General features: G+C 53.2%; 23 protein-coding genes. 15 read left to right on the top strand and 8 right to left on the bottom strand.

The genetic code is table 11. The features are described from left to right. Positions 1–16 precede the first annotated feature (16 nt). A complete protein-coding gene (gene xerD / locus DHf2319_RS10640; RefSeq protein WP_243478276.1) occupies positions 17–922 on the bottom strand; it encodes a site-specific tyrosine recombinase XerD in 906 nt (301 codons plus the stop codon). An 83-nt stretch (positions 923–1005) separates the two neighbouring features. Between xerD and DHf2319_RS10645 the strand changes: the two genes are divergently transcribed. From DHf2319_RS10645 to miaA, 5 genes are read left to right on the top strand one after another with little or no spacing between them, the layout of a single operon-like run. Further along, complete coding sequence (locus DHf2319_RS10645; RefSeq protein ID WP_243478278.1) at positions 1006–1899, top strand: AEC family transporter; 894 nt, start codon at positions 1006–1008, stop codon at positions 1897–1899. 44 nt (positions 1900–1943) lie between these two features. Continuing rightward, the gene (gene tsaE, locus DHf2319_RS10650; protein WP_243478280.1) at positions 1944–2456 is read left to right on the top strand and encodes a tRNA (adenosine(37)-N6)-threonylcarbamoyltransferase complex ATPase subunit type 1 TsaE; all 513 of its coding nucleotides are present in this window, start codon (positions 1944–1946) and stop codon (positions 2454–2456) included. Continuing rightward, positions 2429–3790 (top strand): N-acetylmuramoyl-L-alanine amidase, encoded by a 1362-nt coding sequence (locus DHf2319_RS10655; RefSeq protein WP_243478283.1) that lies wholly within the window; start codon positions 2429–2431, stop codon positions 3788–3790. Before tsaE ends, DHf2319_RS10655 begins: the two co-directional genes overlap by 28 nt. A gap of 57 nt (positions 3791–3847) precedes the next feature. Continuing rightward, positions 3848–5713: a DNA mismatch repair endonuclease MutL gene (gene mutL, locus DHf2319_RS10660; protein WP_243478284.1), complete on the top strand. Its 1866-nt coding sequence runs from the start codon at positions 3848–3850 to the stop codon at positions 5711–5713. Next, entirely contained in the window at positions 5710–6666 is a 957-nt protein-coding gene (gene miaA, locus DHf2319_RS10665; RefSeq protein WP_369810186.1) for a tRNA (adenosine(37)-N6)-dimethylallyltransferase MiaA, read from the top strand. Before mutL ends, miaA begins: the two co-directional genes overlap by 4 nt. On the opposite strand, the gene purM is transcribed toward miaA, so the two are convergent. Beyond that, positions 6644–7693: a phosphoribosylformylglycinamidine cyclo-ligase gene (gene purM / locus DHf2319_RS10670; RefSeq protein ID WP_243478291.1), complete on the bottom strand. Its 1050-nt coding sequence runs from the start codon at positions 7691–7693 to the stop codon at positions 6644–6646. The two genes, miaA and purM, sit on opposite strands and share 23 nt — an antisense overlap. Positions 7694–7816: 123 nt before the next feature. On the opposite strand from purM, the gene hda reads away from it, so the two are divergent. From hda to folK, 4 genes are read left to right on the top strand one after another with little or no spacing between them, the layout of a single operon-like run. Further along, positions 7817–8515, top strand: a complete 699-nt coding sequence (gene hda / locus DHf2319_RS10675) for a DnaA regulatory inactivator Hda (protein WP_243478301.1) — start codon at positions 7817–7819, stop codon at positions 8513–8515. Beyond that, positions 8515–9213, top strand: a complete 699-nt coding sequence (locus DHf2319_RS10680; RefSeq protein ID WP_243478303.1) for an HAD family hydrolase — start codon at positions 8515–8517, stop codon at positions 9211–9213. Before hda ends, DHf2319_RS10680 begins: the two co-directional genes overlap by 1 nt. Beyond that, complete coding sequence (gene pcnB, locus DHf2319_RS10685; RefSeq protein ID WP_243478304.1) at positions 9213–10565, top strand: polynucleotide adenylyltransferase PcnB; 1353 nt, start codon at positions 9213–9215, stop codon at positions 10563–10565. The genes DHf2319_RS10680 and pcnB overlap by 1 nt, the downstream gene beginning before the upstream one ends. Beyond that, the gene (gene folK, locus DHf2319_RS10690; RefSeq protein ID WP_243478312.1) at positions 10562–11041 is read left to right on the top strand and encodes a 2-amino-4-hydroxy-6-hydroxymethyldihydropteridine diphosphokinase; all 480 of its coding nucleotides are present in this window, start codon (positions 10562–10564) and stop codon (positions 11039–11041) included. Before pcnB ends, folK begins: the two co-directional genes overlap by 4 nt. Here folK and DHf2319_RS10695 read toward each other — a convergent pair. From DHf2319_RS10695 to DHf2319_RS10710, 4 genes are read right to left on the bottom strand one after another with little or no spacing between them, the layout of a single operon-like run. After that, positions 11038–12228 (bottom strand): CaiB/BaiF CoA transferase family protein, encoded by a 1191-nt coding sequence (locus DHf2319_RS10695; protein ID WP_369810187.1) that lies wholly within the window; start codon positions 12226–12228, stop codon positions 11038–11040. The genes folK and DHf2319_RS10695 overlap by 4 nt on opposite strands. Further along, complete coding sequence (locus DHf2319_RS10700) at positions 12225–13055, bottom strand: HTD2 family dehydratase (protein ID WP_243478314.1); 831 nt, start codon at positions 13053–13055, stop codon at positions 12225–12227. The genes DHf2319_RS10695 and DHf2319_RS10700 overlap by 4 nt, the downstream gene beginning before the upstream one ends. An 18-nt stretch (positions 13056–13073) precedes the next feature. Next, positions 13074–14192, bottom strand: coding sequence for an acyl-CoA dehydrogenase family protein (locus DHf2319_RS10705; protein WP_243478316.1), 1119 nt, complete (start codon positions 14190–14192; stop codon positions 13074–13076). Positions 14193–14227: 35 nt separating this feature from the next. Beyond that, entirely contained in the window at positions 14228–15418 is a 1191-nt protein-coding gene (locus DHf2319_RS10710) for an acyl-CoA dehydrogenase family protein (RefSeq protein WP_243478317.1), read from the bottom strand. 231 nt (positions 15419–15649) lie between these two features. Here DHf2319_RS10710 and DHf2319_RS10715 point away from each other — a divergent pair, with 231 nt between their 5' ends. Together DHf2319_RS10715 and DHf2319_RS10720 are read left to right on the top strand one after the other, a co-directional pair. Next, positions 15650–16564, top strand: coding sequence for an SDR family NAD(P)-dependent oxidoreductase (locus DHf2319_RS10715; protein WP_243478319.1), 915 nt, complete (start codon positions 15650–15652; stop codon positions 16562–16564). A 34-nt stretch (positions 16565–16598) separates the two neighbouring features. Further along, complete coding sequence (locus DHf2319_RS10720; protein ID WP_243478321.1) at positions 16599–17798, top strand: CaiB/BaiF CoA transferase family protein; 1200 nt, start codon at positions 16599–16601, stop codon at positions 17796–17798. A 101-nt stretch (positions 17799–17899) separates the two neighbouring features. Here the strand turns inward: DHf2319_RS10720 and DHf2319_RS10725 are convergent, their stop codons facing one another. Continuing rightward, the gene (locus DHf2319_RS10725; RefSeq protein WP_243478328.1) at positions 17900–19420 is read right to left on the bottom strand and encodes a fumarate hydratase; all 1521 of its coding nucleotides are present in this window, start codon (positions 19418–19420) and stop codon (positions 17900–17902) included. A gap of 59 nt (positions 19421–19479) precedes the next feature. Continuing rightward, a complete protein-coding gene (locus tag DHf2319_RS10730) occupies positions 19480–20253 on the bottom strand; it encodes a crotonase/enoyl-CoA hydratase family protein (RefSeq protein WP_243478330.1) in 774 nt (257 codons plus the stop codon). Positions 20254–20436: 183 nt separating this feature from the next. Here DHf2319_RS10730 and glyQ point away from each other — a divergent pair, with 183 nt between their 5' ends. From glyQ to DHf2319_RS10750, 4 genes are read left to right on the top strand one after another with little or no spacing between them, the layout of a single operon-like run. Then, entirely contained in the window at positions 20437–21339 is a 903-nt protein-coding gene (gene glyQ, locus DHf2319_RS10735) for a glycine--tRNA ligase subunit alpha (RefSeq protein ID WP_243478332.1), read from the top strand. Further along, positions 21336–23471 carry a glycine--tRNA ligase subunit beta gene (glyS, locus tag DHf2319_RS10740; RefSeq protein ID WP_243478334.1) on the top strand — a complete coding sequence of 712 codons (2136 nt, stop codon included), beginning with the start codon at positions 21336–21338 and terminating at the stop codon, positions 23469–23471. Before glyQ ends, glyS begins: the two co-directional genes overlap by 4 nt. Beyond that, positions 23468–24016 carry a D-glycero-beta-D-manno-heptose 1,7-bisphosphate 7-phosphatase gene (gene gmhB, locus DHf2319_RS10745; RefSeq protein ID WP_243478336.1) on the top strand — a complete coding sequence of 183 codons (549 nt, stop codon included), beginning with the start codon at positions 23468–23470 and terminating at the stop codon, positions 24014–24016. The genes glyS and gmhB overlap by 4 nt, the downstream gene beginning before the upstream one ends. Continuing rightward, positions 24013–24732: a lysophospholipid acyltransferase family protein gene (locus DHf2319_RS10750; protein ID WP_243478338.1), complete on the top strand. Its 720-nt coding sequence runs from the start codon at positions 24013–24015 to the stop codon at positions 24730–24732. The genes gmhB and DHf2319_RS10750 overlap by 4 nt, the downstream gene beginning before the upstream one ends. Positions 24733–24735 lie beyond the last annotated feature (3 nt).

Raw genomic sequence — 24735 nt, forward strand, 5'->3', positions numbered from 1 at the left:
TTACGCTGACTTCAGCCTACCCTCTTGGATGATGCTGAGCATGTAGACGTTTGAGTCGCTCACGCGCAACGTGCGTGTAAATCTGGGTGGTCGAGATATCCGCATGCCCCAACAGCAACTGCACAACACGCAAGTCTGCACCATGATTCAAAAGATGAGTAGCAAATGCATGACGCAATACGTGTGGAGACAAAGGTGCAGTGACCCCAGCCTTTATTGCATATTTCTTGATCAGCAACCAAAAGGACTGTCTCGTCATGGGCGCAGCCCTTGCCGTCACAAATAATGCTGAACTCGTACGATTACGCAAAAGGGCCTGGCGCGACTCTTGCAAATAGCGCTCAACCCAATGAGCGGCTTCGGCACCTAGTGGAACCAATCTGTCTTTGCCACCCTTGCCTTGGACTACCCGTATCACGCCATCGGACAAACTCAAGTCGAGCACGCCAATATTGACAAGCTCTGATACTCTCAAGCCGGTGGCATACAACACCTCAAGCATGGCGCGATCTCGCACACCGAGTTCCGTGTTGTCTGGCGCATTTAACAGTGCGTCAACCTGGTCTTCGCTGATCGTCTTGGGTAGCCGTGCCGGCTGTTTAGCCGCTACGACCTGTAGACAGGGGTCTGCCTGCACTCGTCCCGAGCGTCTTGCCCACCGATAATACCGGCGTAAAGTCGCCAAGCGCCGATTCGCTGTACTGGCTTTCGTGTGTCCGTGCTCATCGGCCTGCCACGCCAAGACGTCATTGCTTTGAACATCGTCAAGCGTCTTTCCTTTGGTCACCAACCACTGCTCAAACACGAACAGATCTCGCCGATAAGCCGCTAGCGTATTAGCTGACAACCCATCCTCTAGCCAGAGCGCATCCACAAACGCGCTAATAGCAGCAGACTCTTCGAGTTTGTCACGATCATTCATGCGCACGATTTTCGCTGACGTACACCACACAAATGCGCCACAATATTGGCATTGCAACATTGCACCGTTCCGATTGTTCTCATATGTCCACCGCCTGGCTGGTATTGCCTGACTTTTTGCTAATCCTGCTGGGTTGGATTTTGCATCACCGATTCGGTTTTAATCGCGAGTTTTTCACTGGTCTGGAAAAGCTAGTGTATTACGTGCTGTTTCCAACCCTGCTGTTTCAGTCAATCCTCAAAACACCGCTGTCTGCTCAAACCACTGGCGACTTGCTACTCGTAGCGTTCGTTCTGGTGGTAGTCGGTTACGTGACGGTTCGGATCGGGGGACGTCTGTTTAAAGCTCAAGATTTGGCGCTGGCATCGGCGACGCAGTGTGGATTTCGCTTTAACACCTACCTCGGCCTGGCATTGGCACCGAGCATTGGTGGTGCAAGCGGCCAGACTGTGATGGCACTGGTGGTTGGCTTGACGGTGCCGATGGCCAATATTGCTGCGGTATATCCGTTGGCACGACAACAGGGCGGCAACATGTTCGGAGCACTCGCGCGCAACCCGTTGCTGCTGTCAACAATACTTGGGCTAGCAGCCAATTTGGCGGGATTTCAGTTACCTGTGTCTCTAGACATCATGGCAGACCGCCTGGGGCTGGCAGCCGTGGCTTTGGGGATATTGTGCATCGGGCCAAGTCTAAGCTGGCAAGGAAGTCAGGGTCATGGCCTATTCGTAGCTTGGGTCGTTGCCACGAAGATTCTGTTGTTGCCTTTAATCGCTTGGCTATGCGCCAGCCGGTTGGGACTTGATGAGATAACCACTACCATGTTGGTGTTGTTTGGTTCGTTGCCATGCGCAAGCGCAGCTTACGTGTTGGCAGTGCGTATGGGTGGCGACGGGAGAATCGTCAGTCTGATCATCTCCGTCAGCACGCTGGCCACCGCCATCACCATTCCCATTTGGATCAGTCTGCTAAGGTGAAGGCTACCCTTTGTTTGGCAAATGATTAGGAACAATGTTGCACAATGTCCACAGCTGAATTGACCATAGAGCTTCCCGATGAGCTGGCGACAGACACGCTCGGCAGACAGCTGGCCACGGTTCTGCTTGACTCAACAAAAACAAATGAAATCAATGAACTAGGTATAAATTCCGGCGCTTCTGTCTACCTCAGCGGCGACCTAGGTGCCGGCAAGACTGCACTAGTGAGGGCATTGTTGCGGGCCGCCGGGGTAACCGGTCGCATCAAGAGCCCAAGCTACGCTTTGCTTGAATCCTACAAAGTTTCGAGCTTATACTTTTATCACATTGATTTTTATAGATTTAATGATCCAAGTGAATGGCAAGATGCCGGGTTTAGAGAGTTATTCCGACCGGATGCCGTGGTGCTGATCGAATGGCCTGAGAAAGCAGACGGTCAGCTACCCACACCTGATTTGATGATTAGCTTATCCTACAAGGGTGAGGGTCGTGTCGCTCGGATCGAAGCACAAACAAAGCGAGGTGCAGCATGGTTGACGACGCTAAGCGAGATGTAACGCCCACAGGCCAGCCACAACCGGTTAGCAGGCGTCAATTGCTAGCCGCTGCTAGCGCATTGATCTGCCTGCCCGTTATTCCTCGCTTGGCCATGGCATCAACTGTTTTGGCGGTGCGTACCTGGCCGGCTGCAGAATACACTCGCGTGACGCTCGAATTAGATAGCGAGCTCAAAGCCGAGCACTTCACCCTTGAAAATCCTCACCGGATGGTTGTCGACATTGAAGGGCTGCGCATGAACGACGCCCTGCAAAAGCTGGTAGCCAACGTAAAGGCTGATGACCCCTACATCCAGAGCCTGCGAGTCGGACAGAACCGCCCGAACGTTGTGCGTATTGTGATCGATCTAAAACAAGCCATCGCGCCCCAGGTTTTCACGCTAAAGCCGATCGGTGACTATCAGTATCGATTAGTGCTCGATCTCTATCCACTAATAGCCCAAGACCCTCTGATGGCGTTCTTGAAACAACAGCCAGACTTAAGCGGCGATGATCCATTGGCGCGAATCCTTGAGGAGATTGGTCAAGGTAATCCTGCTGGTCTTCCAAGTCCTGTGGTACCGCCCTCGATTGTGTCACCCGCGAAACCCGCCGCTCAGCTTCCAGCGATCGCAGAGCGCAAGCGTCGCCAGCGCACGGTCACCATTGCAATTGATGCGGGTCACGGCGGAGAAGATCCAGGGGCAGTCGGCAAAGGTGGGACCTACGAAAAGGATGTGGTGCTCGCAATCGCAAAACGACTTAAAGCCAAAATCGATGCCACACCTGGTATGCGTGGTTACCTCACGCGTGACGGAGACTATTTCGTACCCTTGCGTGTTCGGGTAGAAAAGGCGCGCCGTGTCAAAGCTGATTTATTTATTTCTATTCATGCAGATGCTTTTGTAAGGCCGACGGCAGGTGGTAGCTCTGTATTTGTTTTATCTGACCGAGGGGCCACGAGTACCACGGCAAGTTGGCTCGCCAAAAAGGAAAACGCCGCTGACCTGATCGGTGGGGTTAACTTGGGCGCTCAAAATGAGCAAGTCGCAAAGCTACTGCTTGATCTATCCACCACGGCTCAAATCAAAGACTCAAAGCAGGTTGCTCAAAAGCTACTGAATGAACTGCGTGATGTCTATCGCCTGCACAAGCCTCGCGTTGAGCAAGCTGGTTTCGCTGTATTGAAGGCCCCTGACATCCCTTCTGTCTTGGTTGAAACCGCGTTTATCAGCAATCCTAAAGAAGAACGGCTTTTGCGGAACGCCAAATATCAGGAAAAGTTCGCCACTGCTTTGCATAGTGGTGTGACGCAGTTTTTCCGGAGCAACCCGCACTTGGCTGAGGTAAGCTGACCCGCTTGAAGGTGAACCTCTACAATAGGCCTCTGGATTTCAGAGGCCTTTGTTTTTATGTCTGCTACCCGACGCCCGATTGCTGCCCTGCCCGATCGCCTGATCAGCCAGATAGCTGCTGGTGAAGTTATTGAACGTCCAGCATCAGTGCTGAAGGAAATTGTCGAAAATGCCATCGATGCTAATGCCAATGCTATTGAGGTTCGACTCGAAGCCGGAGGCATTCGGCGCATTTCCGTCAACGACGACGGACACGGCATTGAGCCAGACGAACTACCACTGGCACTCACACGTCATGCCACCAGTAAAATCCGCTCGCTCGCAGATCTCGAATCAGTAGCATCCATGGGGTTTCGTGGTGAAGCCTTGGCATCAATTGCCTCTGTTGCGCGCGTCACGCTGATATCCCGAACCAATGCATCGGCACATGCCTGGCAGATAGATGCACAGAACAATTCCATACAACCAGCTGCAGGCAATCAAGGCACGACCGTTGATGTCAAGGGGTTATTTGACGAAGTGCCGGCACGACGCAAATTCTTAAAAGCTGAGACCACCGAATTTGGTCACTGCATGGATGTCATGACTCGAATTGCGCTCGCACACCCTGAGATAGCCTTCAAAGTATTTCACAACGACAAGCCCGTGCGTCAATGGCCAATTGCCTCGCTGGCCAAGCGTGTGCTTGACGTGCTGGGTCAGGAGTTTTCTGATAACGCCATTTCTGTTGACGCTGCAGGTGGACCAGTCCAAATTCGCGGGTTTGTCACTCGCCCCACGGCCGCACGCAGCCGAGCTGACAGACAGTTTTTGTTTGTGAATGGTCGCCACGTACGCGACCGGACTGTCTCACATGCACTCAAAGCAGCCTACGCCGATGTGCTACACGGTGATAGACAACCGGCCTATGTGCTTTTTGTTGATATTGACCCGCAATCGGTCGATGTCAATGTACACCCAGCGAAAAATGAAGTCCGGTTCCGTGACAGTGGCGCAGTACATCGCCTGGTTCAGCAAGTTGTGACGCAAGCTTTGTCTGAAAGCGTGAATGTGGACCAAAACACCATAGAACCGGCTAACGGTTCGTTGCCGCAGCACCCTTCATCCTCAGTGAATTCAGGCAACTGGCGGTCGCTAGCTGTACCTGCCAGGCCAAGCATACAGTCACGCTTATCACTTCATGAGCCTGGGGCGCGTCATCCAATATCGGGCCCACTGCCAGCCAGCAACCCAAGTTGGGGTGCTGGCTGGCAAACTGCTCACACGCCACTGGCTGATAGGATTGATCCGCCCACCTCGACAGGTACGGCGAAGACTACCGAGGCCGACACAGATGAGGTGTGGCCACTAGGTCGCGCACTGGCGCAAGTTCATGGTATCTACATCCTGTCGCAAACGAAAGATGGCTTGATTCTGGTTGATATGCACGCCGCACATGAACGCGTGGTTTACGAACAACTTAAAGCGGCGCTGGACGACCGTCACATCGCCACCCAGCATCTCTTAGTTCCACTCGTGATTAGCGTGACCGACACTGAGGTGGGGCTGGTACAAGAACACGGTCAAGCGCTGGCGCAAATGGGGTTTGAGATGCATGCCGGGGGGCCGCAATCAGTCGTGGTCAGATCAGTACCGGCGTTGCTGGTGCGTGGCGACATTGAGTCACTGGTGCTCGGAATTCTGCGGGATATGGAGCAAGTTGGGGTTAGCGCACTGTTGACACAACAACGTAATCAACTTTTAGCCACCATGGCCTGTCACGGAGCTGTACGCGCTAACCGGCAGCTCTCGATCGCCGAGATGAATGCACTATTGCGCCAAATGGAACAAACCGAGCGTGCCGATCAATGCAACCATGGCCGCCCCACCTGGATCGCTTGGCGCCTGGCCGACCTTGATCGCCTCTTTATGCGTGGTCAATGACTGTGTTCGATAGACCACTCATCTGTCTGGCGGGTCCCACAGCGTCTGGTAAAAGTGCCCTGAGCCAATTATTGGCACAGAATCTGCCAATTGAGATCATCAACGTTGACTCGGCGACAATCTATCGCGGCATGGACATTGGCACTGCAAAACCCACAGCCGCCGAACGCAAGTCGGTGTCACATCACCTGCTGGATATTCTGGATCCAGGGCAATCCTACTCGGCAGCGCAATTCCGGCATGACGCGCTAGGGTGTGCAGCGGACATACTCAAACGGGGAAAATTGCCGCTGCTTGTAGGTGGCACTATGCTGTACTTCAAAGTCTTGCGCGATGGCATCGATGACCTGCCTGGCGCAGATCCGCAGCTGCGCGCACAGATTGCTGAACAGGCCAGGCAGCAAGGCTGGCCAGCACTTCACGCGCAGTTAGCATTGGTAGACCCACCAACCGCTCAACGACTGGCCCCCAATGACAGCCAGCGCATCGGTCGGGCCCTGGAAATCTTTCGTACTAGCGGCCAGCCTATGTCATCACTGATTGGACATAAGACACTTAAGCCAGTCGCTACCCAGTTGATCAGTCTCGAGCCCGATAGCCGAGAACAGCTTCATGCCCGAATCGAAACAAGATTCGACCAGATGCTAGCAAGCGGGTTGGTAGATGAGGTGAAGCATCTATACGAACGTGATGACTTGCATCCTGAGTTACCCTCAATTCGATGCGTAGGCTATCGACAAATCTGGGACTACCTCGATAACAAGTGCTCTCTGGCCCAAGCTAGAGAGCAGGGTATTGCCGCCACCCGTCAACTAGCCAAACGACAATTGACATGGCTTCGCAGCATGCCAGATCGACACACCATCAACTGCCTTGATTCTAAAGCCAGCGAACAAGTACTGGCATTGGCAACGCAGTTAATCCAAACGGCTAAAGTACAACGGTCTGACTAGTGCCCGCGTCACAGCCTCGAATTTCGCCTAGGGTATAGACTGTTTCACCAGCGTCGGAAAGCATCTGCGAAACCGCACTGGCAGTGTCTGCAGCCACGACCAGCACCATGCCAATTCCACAGTTAAAGACACGGTACATCTCTTGCTTGTCAATCTCACCCTCTTGTCTGAGCCACTCAAACAAAGCTGGCATGCGCCATGAACTGGACTCGATATGAGCCTGCAGGCCTGGCTGCAGGATACGTGGCACATTGTCCAATAGCCCACCACCCGTAATATGCGCCAGACCTTTGATAGCTCCACCAAAGCGAGCCAGGGCCGCGAGCAAAGGTTTTACATAAATGCGTGTGGGTGCCATTACAACATCACCCAAGATCTGCCCATCAAACTCATGCTCTGGCTTGGAATTGGTGCGAGCCAACACTTTGCGTAACAGCGAATAGCCATTCGAGTGCGCGCCACTCGAAGCCAAGCCGAGTACGACGTCACCCTTGGTAATGCTTTTACCGTCAATTATGGACGCCTTCTCGACCGCACCCACGGCAAAGCCTGCCAGATCGTACTCTCCGTCTGGATACATACCAGGCATTTCGGCGGTCTCACCACCAATCAAGGCACAACCGGCTTGCTCACATCCGCTAGCAATGCCGCCGACCACACTGGCGGCCACATCAACCGATAGCTTGCCACATGCAAAATAATCGAGGAAAAACAACGGTTCGGCGCCTTGAACGAGAATATCGTTCACGCTCATTGCCACCAAATCAATACCTACGGTGTCATGCCGTTGCCACTCAAATGCAAGCCGCAATTTGGTACCGACCCCGTCGGTGCCTGAGACCAACACGGGCTCATGGTAACGCTTGGGCACTTCGAACAGGGCTCCAAACCCCCCAATGCCTGCCATCACGCCTTCGCGCATGGTCTTGGCAGCCAGAGGTTTGATACGATCGACGAGCGCCTCGCCTGCGTCGATATCAACGCCAGCATCACGATACGTTAGGGGTGTCTTGTTTGCTTTTGTCATAAGAGCCTGGTGAAGGTCAAAACTTAAAATCATCAATTAAGGGGATTGCATGGCTTTGTCTGCGCAATATGTGACAATGACGAAGTTACACACCCGCAAACCGATATTCTACGACTTGAGCGCATGGCGCAGCAGCTGATCCTCGATATCCTGCCTGGGGCTGAGCCCACATTGGACAATATGGTACCCGGCGCAAATGGTGCGGCGCTATCAGCGGCAAGCGAACTGGCGGTGGGCACCACATTGTACGTCTGGGGCCCAGATGGCAGCGGCCGCAGCCATTTGCTAAAAGCCTGCGCCCACCGTCATGCTGGCGTATGTATCAGTCCGGCTCGCGGCGCCGACTCTGCATCGGATGCCATTGCAGCACTTTTGGACGGTGATGTCATGCCCCCATGTGTCGCTATTGACGATATACACCGCCTTGATGAGGCGGCGATCGGGGCGGTATTTCGCCTGTACAATCTGTGGCGCGAATTGTCGTCTAGCACTGACGCTTTCAGTCTGATCGTGTCCGGCGACCGGGCACCGCTGCAGATGACGGTACGGGAAGACGTACGAAGCCGCCTGGGTTGGGGGGCTGTATATCGACTGACACCTTTATCTGACGATGACAAGTTTGCCGCACTAATCAGCTACGCTCAGCAGCAAGGCATGCCTTTATCAGACGATGTGTTGCGTTGGCTATTAGTGCACGGCTCGCGTGATATCCGGGCATTGTTCGCAACGCTGGATGCGCTGGATCGGTACGCACTGGCCAACCATCGGCCTTTGACGTTGCCGCTACTGAAATCGATGATGGCCCAAGAGCCCCTGAATTGATGAAACCTAAACGTTTGGCACTATTTGACCTGGATCACACGTTACTGCCGCTTGATAGCGATTATCAATGGGCTGACTTTCTGGCACGAACGGGGCGAGCTGGTGATCCCACCGCCGCACGCGCACGCAATGAAGACTTGATGCAACGCTACAACCGGGGAGAGCTCACCGCCGAAGAGGCCGCTGAGTTCATGCTCGGACTATTAGCAGCACATGAACCCCACGATCTGGCAAATTGGCATGAACAATTTATGCAGGAAGTCATTCGGCCAAGCATGCGGCGCGAAGCCATCGACTTGGTACGCAATCATTTAAGTGCTGGCGACTTATGTGCGATCGTGACAGCCACCAACAGTTTCGTCACCGCGCCAATCGCGCGTGCCTTCGGTGTGCCACACTTAATCGCCACGGATCCACAATACATTGATGGACGCTACACCGGCAAAATCCATGGAACCCCAAGCTTTAAGGAGGGCAAAGTGGTCCGAGTCAACGATTGGCTAGGTAGTATGGGATTAAAACTCAGCGATTTTGATGGAAGCCATTTTTATAGCGACTCCATCAATGACCTGCCACTACTTGAAACCGTCACGCATCCGATTGTTACAAATCCTAGCGCTTCGCTGCACGAAATCGCACTTCAACGCCAGTGGCCGGTGCTAAATCTATTCGAACAAAAACTGGATCAAAAGTCCTGATGATCACTGATCGAATCAAAGGGCTGGTTAAACGACTGGTGACTGGCGAGTCAGCAGCTCCCAAGCGAATCGGGCGCAATGAACACCAGATTGATCGCAGCCACGTCTCTCGCAATGCAATCAAGGTATGCGAGGTGCTTCAACAAAAGGGCTATCAGGCCTATATCGTAGGCGGTGCCGTACGCGATCTGATTATCGGGTTGGAACCTAAAGATTTTGATGTTGCCACCAATGCGACACCGGAGCAGATACAGCCTTTGTTTCGTCGCGCTCGCATCATTGGCCGTCGTTTTAAACTCGTTCATGTCGTGTTCGGCAGGGAAATTATCGAAACCTCTACATTTCGGGCACCATCGACTGGCGAGGAACTCACAGACGACCATGGCCGCATTCTGCGAGACAACGTATTTGGCTCTCATGAGCAAGATGCTGAGCGGCGAGACTTCACGATCAATGCCCTTTATTACGACCCGGTCACTGAAGAAGTGATTGACCTACACCGAGGCGTACAGGACCTGAAACAACGTGTGGTTCGCATGATTGGTGAGCCGTCAGTTCGCTATCGCGAGGACCCGGTCCGCATGCTGCGCGCAGTGCGGTTTGCCGTCAAACTCAAAGGAAAAATTGAACCTGGCACAGAAGCCCCCATTGCCAAACTGGCGAGTCTGATCAACAACGTACCATCGGCACGCCTATTTGACGAAATTTTGAAGCTTTTGACTTGCGGCGATGCAATGCTGTGCGTGAGGCAACTACAGGCTCACGGGTTACACGGCGGTCTATTACCATTGCTTGACCTCATCCTTGAGGACCCTGAGGGCCGCGCTTTTATAGAGCTTGCGCTCGAGCGCACTGACTCGCGGATCCGAGGTGGCAAGACGGTCAGCCCAAGCTTCTTGTTTGCTGCGCTTCTATGGCCCCAGGTCAGGCTTCACTGGCGTAGGCTACACGGCGCTGGCGAGCATATGGCGCCAGCCCTCATCAGTGCGGCTGACCAAGTGCTTAATGCACAGACAGAGTCTTTGGCGATTAATCGTCGCCACGCATCAGACATGCGCGAAATCTGGTTTATGCAACCACGTTTTGAACGCCGCGTGCCGCGTGCCATCCACCGTCTGTTTGAACAGCCAAGGTTTCGTGCCGGCGTTGAGTTTTTACAGTTACGTGCAGCGTGTGGAGAATTCGACAGCGTTATTGCACAGTGGTGGATGGACTTGGCAGACGCCACCGATAGTGAACGTGCACAAATGCTAGAGGACCTGACGCCTGAGACGCAGCCCGGCAGTAACAAGAGCAGCCGGCGCCGTAGATCACGACGTCGCAAACCGGCGACAACTGGTGCTCAAACATGAGCACTGCAATTGCTTATGTAGGCCTTGGCGCCAATCTCGGTAATCCTGCAAGCACCCTGACTGGCGCAATAAAAACCCTCGAGAACACAGCAGGAATTTTGCAGGTTCAACATTCAGGCTTGTACCAATCAGATCCAGTGAATGCACCAGGTCCAGCCTACGTCAACGCAGTAGCCAAACTCACCACAACACTCGCACCCTTGCCATTGCTCCAGATATTGAGAGCACTCGAAACAGAGCACGGGCGTGAGCGTTCGTTTCAAAATGCACCGCGAACGCTGGATCTCGATCTTTTACTTTACGATCAGTTAGAGTTCGCTACCCCTACACTCATCGTGCCACACCCTAGAATGCACTCGCGAGCATTTGTGCTCAAACCCTTGATAGAACTTGCCGGTGAAACGCTAGAGATTCAGCAAATACCTGTCAGCGATTGGTTAACTACCTGCACTGACCAGTTTTGCCGCAAGCTCTAAATTGCCCCCTCCGCTCGCATTTGCGCCATCGCTTCTTCGGATATACCAAGCTCGCGCAAGATGCTCTCGGTGTGCTCACCCAAAGCTGGCACGGCCTGCATGCGAGCGTCAAATGCGCTGTTGGTGCCTGGGGGCAACAACGATGGCAACTCGCCCACGGGGCTCGTGATCTGGGTCCAGCGATCCCGCGCAGCGAGTTGTGGATGGTCCCAAACGTCTTTCATGTCGTTCACACGCGCATTCGCGATCTGAGCTTGCTCGAGCCTCTGAATCACCTCGGCAATCGTGAGCGTCGCGAAAGCTTGCACGATCAGTTCCCGCAAACGTTCCCTGTTCTGAACTCTTTTGGTATTCGATGCGAAATCAGTGTCTGTCGCTAGCGCCGGGTTGTTTAAAACTTTTTCACAAAACACCACCCATTCACGCTCGTTCTGTAGCCCGAGCATGACCGTGTTGCCATCACCCACAGCAAACGGCCCGTATGGAAAAATTGTGGCGTGGGCTGCACCAGCCCGCTGCGGTGGTGCGGCACCCTCAAACGCGTAATACATCGGGAAGCCCATCCACTCGACCATACTTTCGAGCATGGATACATCAACGCGGCTTCCTTTGCCTGTTCGTGCCCGCAGCAATAGCGCATTCAAAATACCCGAGTAGGCATACATACCCGCAGCAATATCAGCAATTGAACAACCCGCTTTAGCAGGCGCATCTGGCGATCCGGTCACAGAGATAAATCCACTTTCGCTCTGAATCAGCAAGTCATAGGCCTTCTTAGATTCGTAGGGCCCACCCTGACCATAGCCAGAAATGTCGCAGACAATAATTTGGTCGTTAAATGCATGCAATGTCTCAAAATCAAGCCCCATACGCGCCGCAGCGCCCGGTGCTAGGTTTTGCACCAAAACATCTGCACTGGCTAGCAGATCCTGCAAAACCTGGCGCGCCGTGGGCTGTTTGACATCAAGCGTCAGGCTTTGTTTGGACCGATTGGTCCAAACAAAATGCGAAGCCATGCCTCGCACCCGCTCATCGTATCCTCGCGCAAAATCACCAACTTGAGGTCTTTCAACCTTGATGACACGTGCACCCATGTCAGCAAGCTGTCGCGTGCAAAACGGTGCCGCAATGGCATGCTCAAGACTGACTACCGTAATTCCATCCAAGGGGCGTATGTTCATTTTCATGATTCAAACCTGATCTCGCCTTGATGCGCGAGTGTGCCGTCCTGTTCGGCCCAAACCTTTGCCAACCCATCCTCAACCAAAGTACCGCTAGCCGCAAAAGGCGTCGGACAAATCAGGGGACGCAGCCCCCGGTAGGCCAAATGCCTGACCCGCGCACCCGGGTGCGCATGACAAAACGATTGGACCATCGTGGTGGCTATCAACGGGCCATGCACCACCAATCCTGGATACCCCTCTTTCTCGGTGACATACGGAAAGTCATAGTGAATCCGATGACCATTGAATGTCAATGCCGAATAGCGAAATAACAAAACTGAAGAGGGTTTAACAACCGTACTCCACTGCGCATCAGGTGCAGGCTCTGTACCTTGCAGTTTGGGTGGTGTTGGCACGCGGTAAACGATATCTTGTTCTTCGTGGATAACACGGCGCCCGTCTTGCTCAATGACATGCTCAACCGTCACGAACAACAAGGAACCGGTCTTACCATTTTTTTCTGTGATGTTTGAAACTGTAGAGCGTTTTTGCGCCGGCACCCCGACACGCAGGTCATTTTCAAAAGTAATACGTCCGCCAGCCCACATCCGGTTACGGTTATCTGCCGGTGGCAGAAACCCGCCTCGGGCCGGATGGCCATCGACACCAAGCTCAGCCATGGGTGCACCTTCGAGAAAGAAACACCAATGCCAAAGCAATGGCAAGCTTTGACCTTGTTCAGGTGCCTCGCCCCCCAAAGTCGCTGCAATACGAGCCGCATGGCCTACATCAAGAACGTCACTGATGCTTTGCGTTCGCCCGATCCAACTAGTTAAATCCTGTTGCGTCATGGCACCTCTCATTCAAATTTAAGCTACGGCGAACGACTGAGCCCGCGCCAAGTGAAAGTTGTTATCCCCCAGCAAATTACCCACATACACTAGACGCTTGAAGTAATCACCAACTTCAAGTTCATCGGTCACACCCATGCCGCCATGTAACTGCACCGCTTCTTCACCTACCTTTCTGGCGGCATTAGCTACCTCTGTTTTAACCATGGAGACGCGCTTTGCACGCAGCCCATCGTCTTTCTCTGCCAGGGCAGCGGCCGCTACAAAAGCAGAAGACAATGCCATTTCTTGCTGAATCAACATCTCCGCTAACCGGTGCTGCAGCACCTGGAAATTAATCAAGGGTTGACCAAATTGTTTGCGAGTCTTCAGATAGTTGGTCGTCACCTCAATGATGTACTGCATGGCACCGCAAGCATGCGCGCACAGTGCAGTCAGACCATAATCAAACCCTTTTGCAAACGCTGCCTGAGCATGATGCCCCTTCGCAAGTACTGCTGCTGCGTCTAGCTTGACATCATCAAACACAACGTCAGCGCATCGCGAAAAATCAAAGGTTGGGAAGTCCTGCATGCTGACTCCCTGGAGACTCGCTGGAACCATAACCAAAGCAAACTCACCGTCGAGTCTGGCAGTCACAATCATCATGTCTGACCCGGCTGCGTGCCAGACATAGCGCTTTCGCCCTTTCAAAATGAACCCATCACCTTGACTGACTAATTGCGTTGTCAGTGGTTGGGTCGAATATCGCTCCCCATCTTCTTGCCAAGCGACTGTTAAAACGGATTCGCCTTCTGCGTGTGCAGCCAGCCATTGGCCTGCACCCTCATGCTCAGTGCATTCGCCAAGCATGATCACTGCCATCACAGCACTTGGAATCACTGGTTCACTCACAATGCCACGCCCCAAGGTCTGATGCACCACCAACATGGTGGCTGGCGACTCGCCAAATCCCCCAAAATCCTGTGGCACCATCAAGCCCGTTACACCGAGTTCAGCTAACTGGCGCCAAGCTTGGCGGTCGAGCTTGCCTTGGGCGAATCGCTCACGACGCTGCTCATAACCCCATTGTTCTGCCATGACTCGCTGCAAGCTGTCAGTGAGCATTCTTTGTTCTTCTGAAAATGCAAAATCCATGGTTTTTCCCGTAATAATCGTGATCAGCCCAACGGCTACACACCAATGATGTGTTTAACGATGATTCCTTTTTGAATTTCATTGGTACCACCGTAGATGGTGGTTTTGCGGTTATCGAAATATGTCGCTGCCGCGCCAATGTCGAACTCACCGCCGGGGCCATGGAAATCATTTTCCTGTCGCATCCAGGCCGGATCGTATGCCCACGCATTTGGCCCTGCCACCTGCATTTGCAGGCGCGCCAATTCCTGTTGCAGCTCCGAGCCTCGTATCTTGAGGATAGAAGCCTGCGGGCCAGGGCCTGCTGTGCTGTCAGCCGCAACACGCAAGAGCAACATTTCAAGTGCAAGCACTTGGGCTTCAATCTGATTGACCTGATCCATGACCCTGTGATCCAGACTCAAGGAATCACCACTGGCCATCGCTTCGTTAACCATGCGCTTCAATATATTTAGCTCACGATGACAGTGACCAATACCGGCAATACCAGTTCGCTCATGCCCCAGCAGATACTTTGCGTAGGTCCAACCCTCATTCTCCTGACCCACGAGATTCTCGATCGGCGCCTCAACATTTTCTAGCCAAACCTCGTTAACCTCAGCACCACCGTCAAGAGTTTTGATCGGGCGCACCGTCACACCCGGTTGGCGCAAGTCAATCAGGATCATCGAGATACCGCGCTGGGCCTTGGCTGCCGGATCCGTGCGGCACAAACAAAACATCCAGTCAGCATGATGCCCAAGTGTGGTCCAGGTTTTCTGCCCATTGATGATGTACTTATCACCCACTCTCTCGGCCCTCGTTTTCAGGGAAGCCAAGTCCGATCCGGACCCAGGCTCAGAGTAACCCTGACACCACCAATCCTCGACCGTGATGATACGCGGCAGGTAGTAATCCTTCTGTTGCTGGTTGCCAAACTTGATCAGTACTGGACCGATCATTGTCAAACCGAAGGATAGAAGTCTCGGTGCACCAGCCTTGAATGTCTCGATTTCAAACAACAGGCGCTCAACGGCATTCCAGCCAGTTCCGCCGTATTCTTTCGGCCAGTTAGGCGCCCCCCAACCCTGTTGCGCCAAAATACGATGCCACCGGATGTAATCGTCCTTGGCCAGCCGACGATGATGCATCTGCTTTTCGCGAATATCGGGTGGTAGGTTTTTCTCAGTAAATTCACGCACTTGTTCGCGAAATGCGATCTCATGCTCGTTCCAGCTAAGGTCCATGGTCGAGATCTCCTTTTTGGTAACTGTACCAAGGTGGCGAACCAATTGGGCTATCCGATTACGAAATAAGGGTTTAGCTAGTCACAAAGGCGGGAACCTTACAACTTGCCATGGCATTGACCAGCCAAAAACTCTGCGCTCATTAATCACAAAGACAATGACCCCGACAACCGGCTAGGATGTGTACGTTACATTCATTAGTGACAAACACAGAACGATAAGGAGCAAATCATGAGCGGTATGTTGGCAGGCAAAGTTGCCGTTGTGACTGGAGCCGGTGGCGGTATCGGGCGCGAAATCGCATTGGCCATGGGACGTGCAGGTGCGAAGGTGGTAGTCAATGACATCGGCGCCGCCTTAACGGGCGAAGGTAAAACTGAAGGCCCGGCACAGACCGTCGCCGAGGAAATCAAGGCCGCCGGAGGAACTGCGGTACCGAACACCGATAGCGTGGCTGAACGTGCGAGCGCGCACAATATTATCGAAACCGCAGTGCAGCATTTTGGACGGGTAGACATTGTGGTTAACAATGCAGGCAACCTGCGCGACCGAGTTTTCCACAAGATGAGCGAAGAGGAATGGAGCCAGGTGATCAATGTCCATCTGAACGGAACCTTCTATGTGAGTCGAGCTGCGGCTAACTACTTTCGCGAGCAAGAATCGGGTGCCTTTGTTCATATGACTTCAACCTCAGGTCTGATTGGCAACTTTGGTCAAGCGAACTATTCAGCTGCCAAGCTTGGCATCGCAGCCTTATCAAAGTCAATCGCTCTGGACATGAACCGCTACAACGTGCGGTCGAACTGCATTGCCCCCTTTGCCTGGAGCCGCATGACTAGCTCCATCCCTGCCAATACGCCAGAGGAAAAGGCCCGTGTGGTCAAACTACAAAAAATGGAAGCTGGCAAAGTAGCCCCGATGGCTGTCTTTTTAGCCAGTGACCAGGCCAAAGAGGTGAACGGGCAGATTTTTGCGGTGCGTGCCAATGAAATTATGCTCTTTAGCCAGCCACGTCCGATCCGCTCAGTGCATATGAGCGAAGGCTGGACGCCAGAATCCATTGCGGAGATTGCCGCGCCTGCAATGAAGCATCACTTTATGGCGCTTGAACGCTCGCCGGATGCGATTGACTGGGATCCAATTTAATTTAAGATTTTTCAAAAACATTCAGGACGATCTTATGAGTAACCCAAGACGCGCGCCGCTCGATGGCGTGCGAGTGCTAGACTTATCCCGCGTTCTCGCGGGCCCCTTTTGCACCCAGACACTGGCCGACCTCGGTGCCGATGTCATCAAGGTCGAGCGGCCCGGCACGGGTGACGACACGCGCGCTTGGGGACCACCCTATCTAAAAGACGCCCAAGGCAATGACACCAGTGAATCAGCCTACTACATCAGCACTAACCGTAACAAACGCTCGATCGCAGTAGATCTTGCAACGCCCGAGGGCTCGGCCATCGTGCGTGAGCTTGCAAGCCAATGCGACGTATTGCTCGAGAATTTCAAAGTGGGCGGTCTAAAACAATACGGTCTAGATTACGACAGCCTAAAAGATGAGATGCCAAGGTTGATTTACTGCTCGCTCACCGGGTTTGGACAAACCGGACCATTTGCCAATCGTCCAGGCTACGACTTCATGATCCAGGGTATGGGTGGTCTGATGAGCATCACAGGCGAGCGTGATGGCTTACCCGGTGCGGGCCCGCAAAAGGCTGGCGTGGCGGTCACCGATGTATTTACCGGATTGTATGGGGTGATAGCGATTTTAGGCGCCCTACGCGAACGCGACCACAGTGGGCTTGGACAATACATTGACTTGGCGCTACTCGATTGCCATGTTGCCATGCTGTCTAATCAGAATCTGAACTACATGACATCAGGGCAGGCACCGCAACGCGCTGGCAACGCACATCAGAACGTCGTGCCTTATCAGGTCTTTAAAACTGCTGATGGTTTTATGATTCTGGCCGTCGGCAACGACTCACAGTTTCGTGCCTTTTGTAAAGTAGCCGGTCAAGAGCAATGGGCCAATGATGAACGTTTCGCTAAAAATAGTGTTCGCATCATCAATCGGCAAGTGCTTGTTCCACTGATTGAGCAAATCATGCTCGAGCGCAAGCGGGATGATTGGATAGCAGCGCTAGAAGCAGTGGGGGTGCCCTGCGGACCGATCCAGACCATTGACCAGGTGTTCGACCACCCACAGGTAAAAGCGCGCGAACTCTGGCAAAACATCCCGCACCCATTGGCTGGCACCTCCCCAACGACCGCAAATCCAATCCGTTTTTCTGCGACCCCGGTGCAATATCGCCGGCCCGCTCCCATGCTAGGGGAGCACACGGAGGAGATTTTGCGCGAATTTGGCCTAAAAAAGGACTAAGCAAGGCGGGCGAGATGCGTACCAAGCGCTCGATGCCTAGTCAATAAGACACGCTAGATGACGGACTGCTGTCAACTAGCGTGCTTTGTGCGACGCAACGCTTACGCGGGCACCACAGGAATGCCAGCAATGCGGGCGGACCATTCTTTAGGACCGGTCTGATGAACCGAGGTGCCGCGCGCATCAACTGCGACTGTTACGGGCATATCAACCACATCGAACTCGTAGATGGCCTCCATCCCGAGATCTTCAAACGCCAAGACCTTGGCGCCCCGAATTGCCTTGGACACCAAGTAGGCTGCACCGCCAACAGCCATCAGATACGCTGATTGATGTTTTTGGATCGACTCAATCGCCACGGGACCTCGCTCGGCCTTACCGACCATGGCAATCAAGCCAGTTTCAGCGAGCATCATATCGGTGAACTTGTCCATACGAGTCGATGTTGTCGGACCAGCCGGACCTACCACTTCGTCTCGCACGGGATCCACCGGACCGACGTAATAAATCACACGGTTAGTGAAATCTACTGGCAATGGCTCCCCTTTGGAGAGCATGTCCTGAATGCGCTTGTGAGCTGCATCACGACCAGTCAGCATCTTGCCGGACAGCAACAGAGTCTGACCAGGTTGCCAGCTCGCCACCTCTTCTTTGGTCAACTTGTTCAAATCGACTTGCTTGGAAGCTTTGTAGTCAGGCGCCCACTTGACGTCTGGCCAATCGGACAATGAGGGTCGCTGCAACTGAGCAGGACCAGAGCCGTCCAGCACAAAATGTGCATGGCGAGTAGCAGCGCAGTTAGGGATCATGGCCACAGGCTTTGAGGCGGCATGCGTCGGGAATGTCTTGATTTTTACATCCAGCACAGTGGTCAAGCCACCGAGGCCCTGCGCTCCGATACCAAGGGCATTGACCTTTTCATATAACTCAATGCGAAGCTCTTCTAACTTGTCCCTTGGACCGCGCTCAAGCAACTCATGCATATCGAGATCTTCCATCAACGACTGCTTAGCCATGAGCATTGCCTTCTCAGCGGTGCCACCCACACCAATGCCAAGCATGCCGGGCGGACACCAACCCGCACCCATGGTGGGCACGGTCTTTAAAACCCAATCGACCAATGAATCGCTGGGGTTAAGCATCACAAACTTGGATTTGTTCTCGGAACCACCGCCCTTGGCGGACACCTGGACATCAACTGTATTGCCGGGCACAAGCTCGACTGACACAATACAGGGCGTATTGTCACGAGTGTTTTTACGTGCAAATAAGGGGTCATCAAGCACTGATGCGCGCAATGGGTTGTCCGGATTCAAATATCCGCGGCGCACGCCTTCATCGCAGAGTTCTTGCAAACCATGCTTGGTATCGAATTTGACATCCATACCGATTTTCAGAAAGACGTTCACAATCCCGGTGTCCTGACAAATTGGTCTGCGGCCTTCCGCACACAACTTGGAATTGGTGAGAATCTGTGCCATCGCATCTTTGGCCGCTGGGCTCTGCTCGCGCTCATAAGCGCGCGCCAAGTGGGCAATGTAATCCGCCGGATGGTAGTAGCTGATGAACTGCACCGCATCAGCAATAGATTCAATCAGGTCTTCTTCCTTGATAACAGTCATGGTTAATAATCCTCGACAAATGAAATACTCAATAAGCAACGTTCGTGATCTAGCCGGCTCTACCTGCCCTGCCAGACAGGCTTACGTTTCTCGGCGAACGCCAGCGATCCCTCCCGCGCATCCTCGGACTCAAAAATATGCTTGATCAATGGCGCTTGCTTGGCAAACATCTCATCCTGAGCCCAGTCAAGTGATTGATTGATGACTGCCTTGGCTGTCTGAATAGCCAATGGACCATTCTCACTAATTCGGTCAGCCAAAGTTAATGCCCCAACCAGTGCCTGTCCGGGCTCAGTCAAGACGTTGACCAAACCGTACTGATGGGCTCGTTCAGCCGAGAACATATCGCCGGTCAAGACCATTTCCATAGCCACTGGGTACGGCAGGCGACGCGGTAAACGCAACATGCCGCCTGAACCCGGCACAAGGCCACGTTTAACCTCCGGCAACCCGAACTTGGCGTCCTTGGCGGCGACCACCATATCGCAAGCAAGCACCATCTCAAACCCACCAGCCAACGCAAAGCCCTCGACCGCCGCAATCAATGGTTTGGCTGGTGGTCCCTCAGTCAAGCCAGCGAAGCCGCGATTTCCAATCCGCGGGCGGATTCGAGATTTAGCAAAGTCTTTTAGATCCATACCGGCGCTAAAACCTTTGCCCGCACCGGTCAAAATACCAAGACGCAAGTTTGAATCTGCATCTAGCCGCTCAAACGCGTGCGCCAGTTGCTCTGCCGTCTCATAATTAACAGCATTGCGGGCATCCGGTCGGTTGACCGTAATCACCAGAACGCCATTGACTACCTCGGTTAAGACCAATTCTTGTGCAGACATGTATTCCCCTAATGCATTGTGCTTCATGCGTTTATGTTGAATAAGCCAAAATCCTCCTAAATCATAGGCGATCCGAGCTCTGCGCGTGTGTGCCTTACGCCGCACGCGCTAAAATACGCAATTAAGCTATTTTTCGGTGTGGTGTGCCGATTAGCACCCAAAACGACTGGATTCATATTCACAATGCTTACTTTTCAGGAAATTATCTTGCGGTTGCAGGATTACTGGGATCAACAGGGCTGCGCATTACTGCAGCCTTACGATATGGAGGTTGGTGCGGGTACCTCTCACACTGCAACGTTTTTGCGTGCGATCGGTCCAGAACCTTGGCGTGCCGCTTACGTGCAGCCATCGCGACGACCCAAAGACGGTCGCTATGGCGAGAATCCTAACCGCCTCCAACACTATTATCAGTATCAGGTGGTGCTTAAGCCCGCGCCACCAGACATTCTTGACCTCTACATCGGATCGCTGAAAGCCATCGGCATCAATCCTGAAGAGCACGACATCCGTTTCGTGGAAGACGACTGGGAAAATCCCACGCTAGGAGCATGGGGTCTAGGCTGGGAAGTATGGCTAAACGGAATGGAAGTCACGCAGTTCACGTACTTTCAGCAGGTAGGCGGTATTGACTGCACACCAACTACAGGCGAAATCACATATGGACTCGAACGTTTAGCAATGTATTTGCAAGGCGTCGAAAGCGTCTATGACTTGGTCTGGACCGACCGCGATGGCTATCGCTTAACCTATCGCGATGTGTTTCACCAAAATGAAGTTGAGCAATCAACCTACAATTTTGAGCATGCTAATGCCACCGTGTTGTTCCAACATTTCAATGACTATGAGGCCCAAGCCAAACGTCTGATGGAAGTGCCACTGGCGCTTCCGGCCTACGAGGCCACACTCAAAGCGGCTCACACGTTCAATCTGCTCGATGCGCGTGGGGCAATCAGCGTGACAGAACGTGCGGCATACATCGGGCGTATTCGCAATCTTTCGCGTGCAGTTGCGCAAGCCTACTACGACTCTCGAGAAGCTCTCGGATTTCCCATGTTGAATACTAGCGAGGCCAAAGCCGCATGAGTCACGCACCTTTACTTGTTGAGCTATTCACCGAGGAATTGCCACCAAAAGCATTAGAACGACTCGGCTTGGCTTTCTCCGAGGGCATTGCGTCAGATTTAAAAGCCAAAGCGCTCTTGTCTGACAACAGCATTGTTACGCCATTTGCAACACCGAGGCGACTGGCAGTTCACATTACCGATGTACTCGATATCGCACCTGATCAGGCATTTTCCGAAAAGCTCATGCCCGTTAAAGTCGGGCTTGATGACAACGGACTACCCACGCCGGCTCTGCTGAAAAAGCTGGCTGCCAAGGGGTTAAGCCACCTGACTGCTGCTGATCTCACGCAAACTGATGACGGCAAGCAAGCGTATCTCGTTGCCCAAGGTATGGCACCCGGGGCACGCCTGGCAGAGGTGATGCAGTCAGTGATTGAAACCGCCATCGAAAAACTGCCTATCCCCAAAGTAATGCGCTACCAGCTGGCTGATGGCAAAACCAGCGTGAACTTTGTCCGCCCTGCACACGGCCTGATGGTTTTGCACGGCCAAACAGTCGTGCCTGCCAAAGTTCTGGGCTTGGATGCCGGTCGCATCACGCTGGGCCATCGGTTCCTCGCGACGAGCCCGATCAGTATCGAGTCTGCCGACACGTACGAGACACAATTGGCTGAGCAAGGACACGTCACGGCAAGCTTTGAAGGTCGTCGAGCATTCATTGGTGCCAAACTGCAGGAGCAAGCACAAGTGTTGGGTGCGACGCTAGGCGACGATCCAGCGGTTCAAGCGCTATTGAACGAAGTCACCGCCTTAGTAGAGGCACCTGCTATCTACGTTGGACAGTTTGAAGAGCGTTTTCTGGCAGTACCATCAGAATGCCTGATCCTGACCATGCGCTTGAACCAGAAGTATTTCCCTCTTTTTGATGCTGCGACTGGCGAGCTGACTCATCGATTTTTAATTGTCAGCAACATGCCTATTTCCGACCCAAGCGCAATCATCGGAGGCAACGAACGCGTCGTACGCCCCAGATTGGCTGACGCTGAATTTTTCTTTCTGACTGACAAAAAAGAAAAGTTGGCGGACCGTGTCTTGGCGTTGGACAACATCGTCTATCACAATAAGCTTGGCACACAGCGTGTTCGAATCGAGCGAGTTAGACAGATCGCTGACTGGTTGGCTCGCGCGTTAGGTACCGACACGCACTTGCCTGATCGTGCGGCGCTTTTAGCCAAAGCTGATCTCACGACTCAGATGGTCGGTGAGTTCCCAGAATTGCAAGGCGTGATGGGGGGCTACTACGCCGAAGCTGACGGCGAACCCGAAGCCGTCGTGCATGCCATTGCCAACCAATACCAGATTCGGTGGCCCACTGCCGTGACCGCCACAGACTTGCCTGGCGTCATCCTGTTCATGGCCGATCGCGCTGAAACGCTGATCGGTATCTGGGGTATCGGCTTGGCACCCACTGGGGAACGTGACCCGTTTGGTCTGCGCCGCGCGGCTTTGGGGTTGATTAGCGCGATTGAGCAGTTACGTGACGGTGGCTACCTTAAATTACAAGCAAAACATGAATTAACACTCGAAACGTTGCTAGCCAAGGCATTTAGCACCTTTGATCAAAGCCTGGATCTGGCCAAAGACACTGTGGCTGAAGTGAGCACCTTCGTGCGTGAACGCTATCGCAACCAGTTGCTTATATCGGCTGAACGCGAGGCTGTTGATGCGGTGTTTGCGTTGGATGTCGCTCTACATGAGGCAGCCGCGCGCATCGCTGCGGCACAGGCATTTAAGGCATCAGAAGCCGCGCCTAGCCTGGTTGCGGCCAATAAACGCATCGGCAACCTTCTGAAGAAAGCTGAAGATTTATCAGTCTCGCTTGACGCAGCCGCTCTGACTGATGCTGCTGAAATTGATTTAGCCAAACAGCTTGAGCAGCTAGCGCCCGATATCGAAGCCCATATGGCCAACGCTCAATACGAGCAGGCGCTGACCGTGATGGCACAGTTGCGCATGCCAGTTGACCGGTTCTTTGAAGAAGTGATGGTCATGGCAGAAGATCCTGGCGTTCGCCAAAATCGTCTGGCTCTGCTAGCTCGATTGCATCAGCTCATGAACCAGGTGGCTGATATTTCCAGGCTCGCGGCGTGAAACTCATCATTCTTGATCGTGATGGTGTCATTAACGTCGACAGCGACGCGTATGTCAAACATCCTGATGAATGGCATCCACTACCTGGCAGTCTTGAGGCCATCGCTCGTCTATCGCGTGCTGGGTGGAAAGTCGTAGTGGCCTCTAATCAGTCCGGCCTTGCAAGAGGCTATTTTGATGCCGCTGCCTTAAATGCCATGCATCTAAAGTGCCGTGAACTGCTGCGCCCGCTCGGTGGTGCAATTGATGCGTTTTTTGTATGTCCTCATGGCCCGGATGATGCTTGTACCTGTCGTAAGCCTGCGCCGGGGATGTTCAAAGAGATTGCCAGACGGTTTGACACGACCTTGGAAAATGTACCTGCAGTCGGTGACTCGTTACGTGACCTGAAAGCTTGCGCGGCGGCAGGTTGCACGCCATGGCTTGTCCAGACCGGCAATGGGCTTAAAACGCGGCAATCAAACGAGTTACCAGTGAATACTCGATTTGGCAAAGATCTATCTGATGTAGTTGATCAAATTCTGGCCGAGGATATTGGCGGATGAATACGTTTAGAGCTAGTCTCTATTATCTGTTTCTGATTGCCACTGTTATCCCTTACGCGTTCATCACTTTGTTGGCCGCACCTTTGCCGCTACATTGGCGCTATCGCATCACAATCGGCTGGCCACGACTTGCAACCTGGGGCGCAAAAGTAATCTGTGGCTTGCAATGGCGCATCGAAGGTCAGCATAACTTGCCTGATGGACCTGCCATCGTGCTGTCGAAACACCAATCGGCTTGGGAGACTCTGTTTTTACCTAGCCATTTGCCGCGGGAAGTATGTTTTGTTTACAAGAGGGAGTTACATCGGATTCCCTTTTTTGGTTGGGGTCTTGCACTACTGCGCATGATCCCGATCGACCGTTCCAAGGGCAAAGAGGCATTCGAGCAAGTGGTTCAAATTGGCAAGCAGCGTCTTGATGAGGGTCGCTGGCCCATTCTGTTTCCTGAAGGCACGAGGATCGCACCGGGGAAGATGGGGCGTTTCAAGATGGGTGGTGCTCTGCTTGCAAGTCGTACAAACACCCCCATCGTCCCTATCGCCCTGAACGCTGGTGAGTTCTGGCCTCGTAACTCATTTGCAAAGAAGCCTGGTGTCATCACTGTGCGCATCGGCGAGTTGATTTACCCAGATGGTCTAACACCCGAGCAACTAAACGATCAAGTCTATAACTGGATCGAGACACAGATGAAGTCCATGAGATTAGAGCGTGATTGATTG

It is taken from the genome of Orrella daihaiensis (assembly GCF_022811525.1).
GTDB classification, from domain to species: domain Bacteria; phylum Pseudomonadota; class Gammaproteobacteria; order Burkholderiales; family Burkholderiaceae_B; genus Algicoccus; species Algicoccus daihaiensis.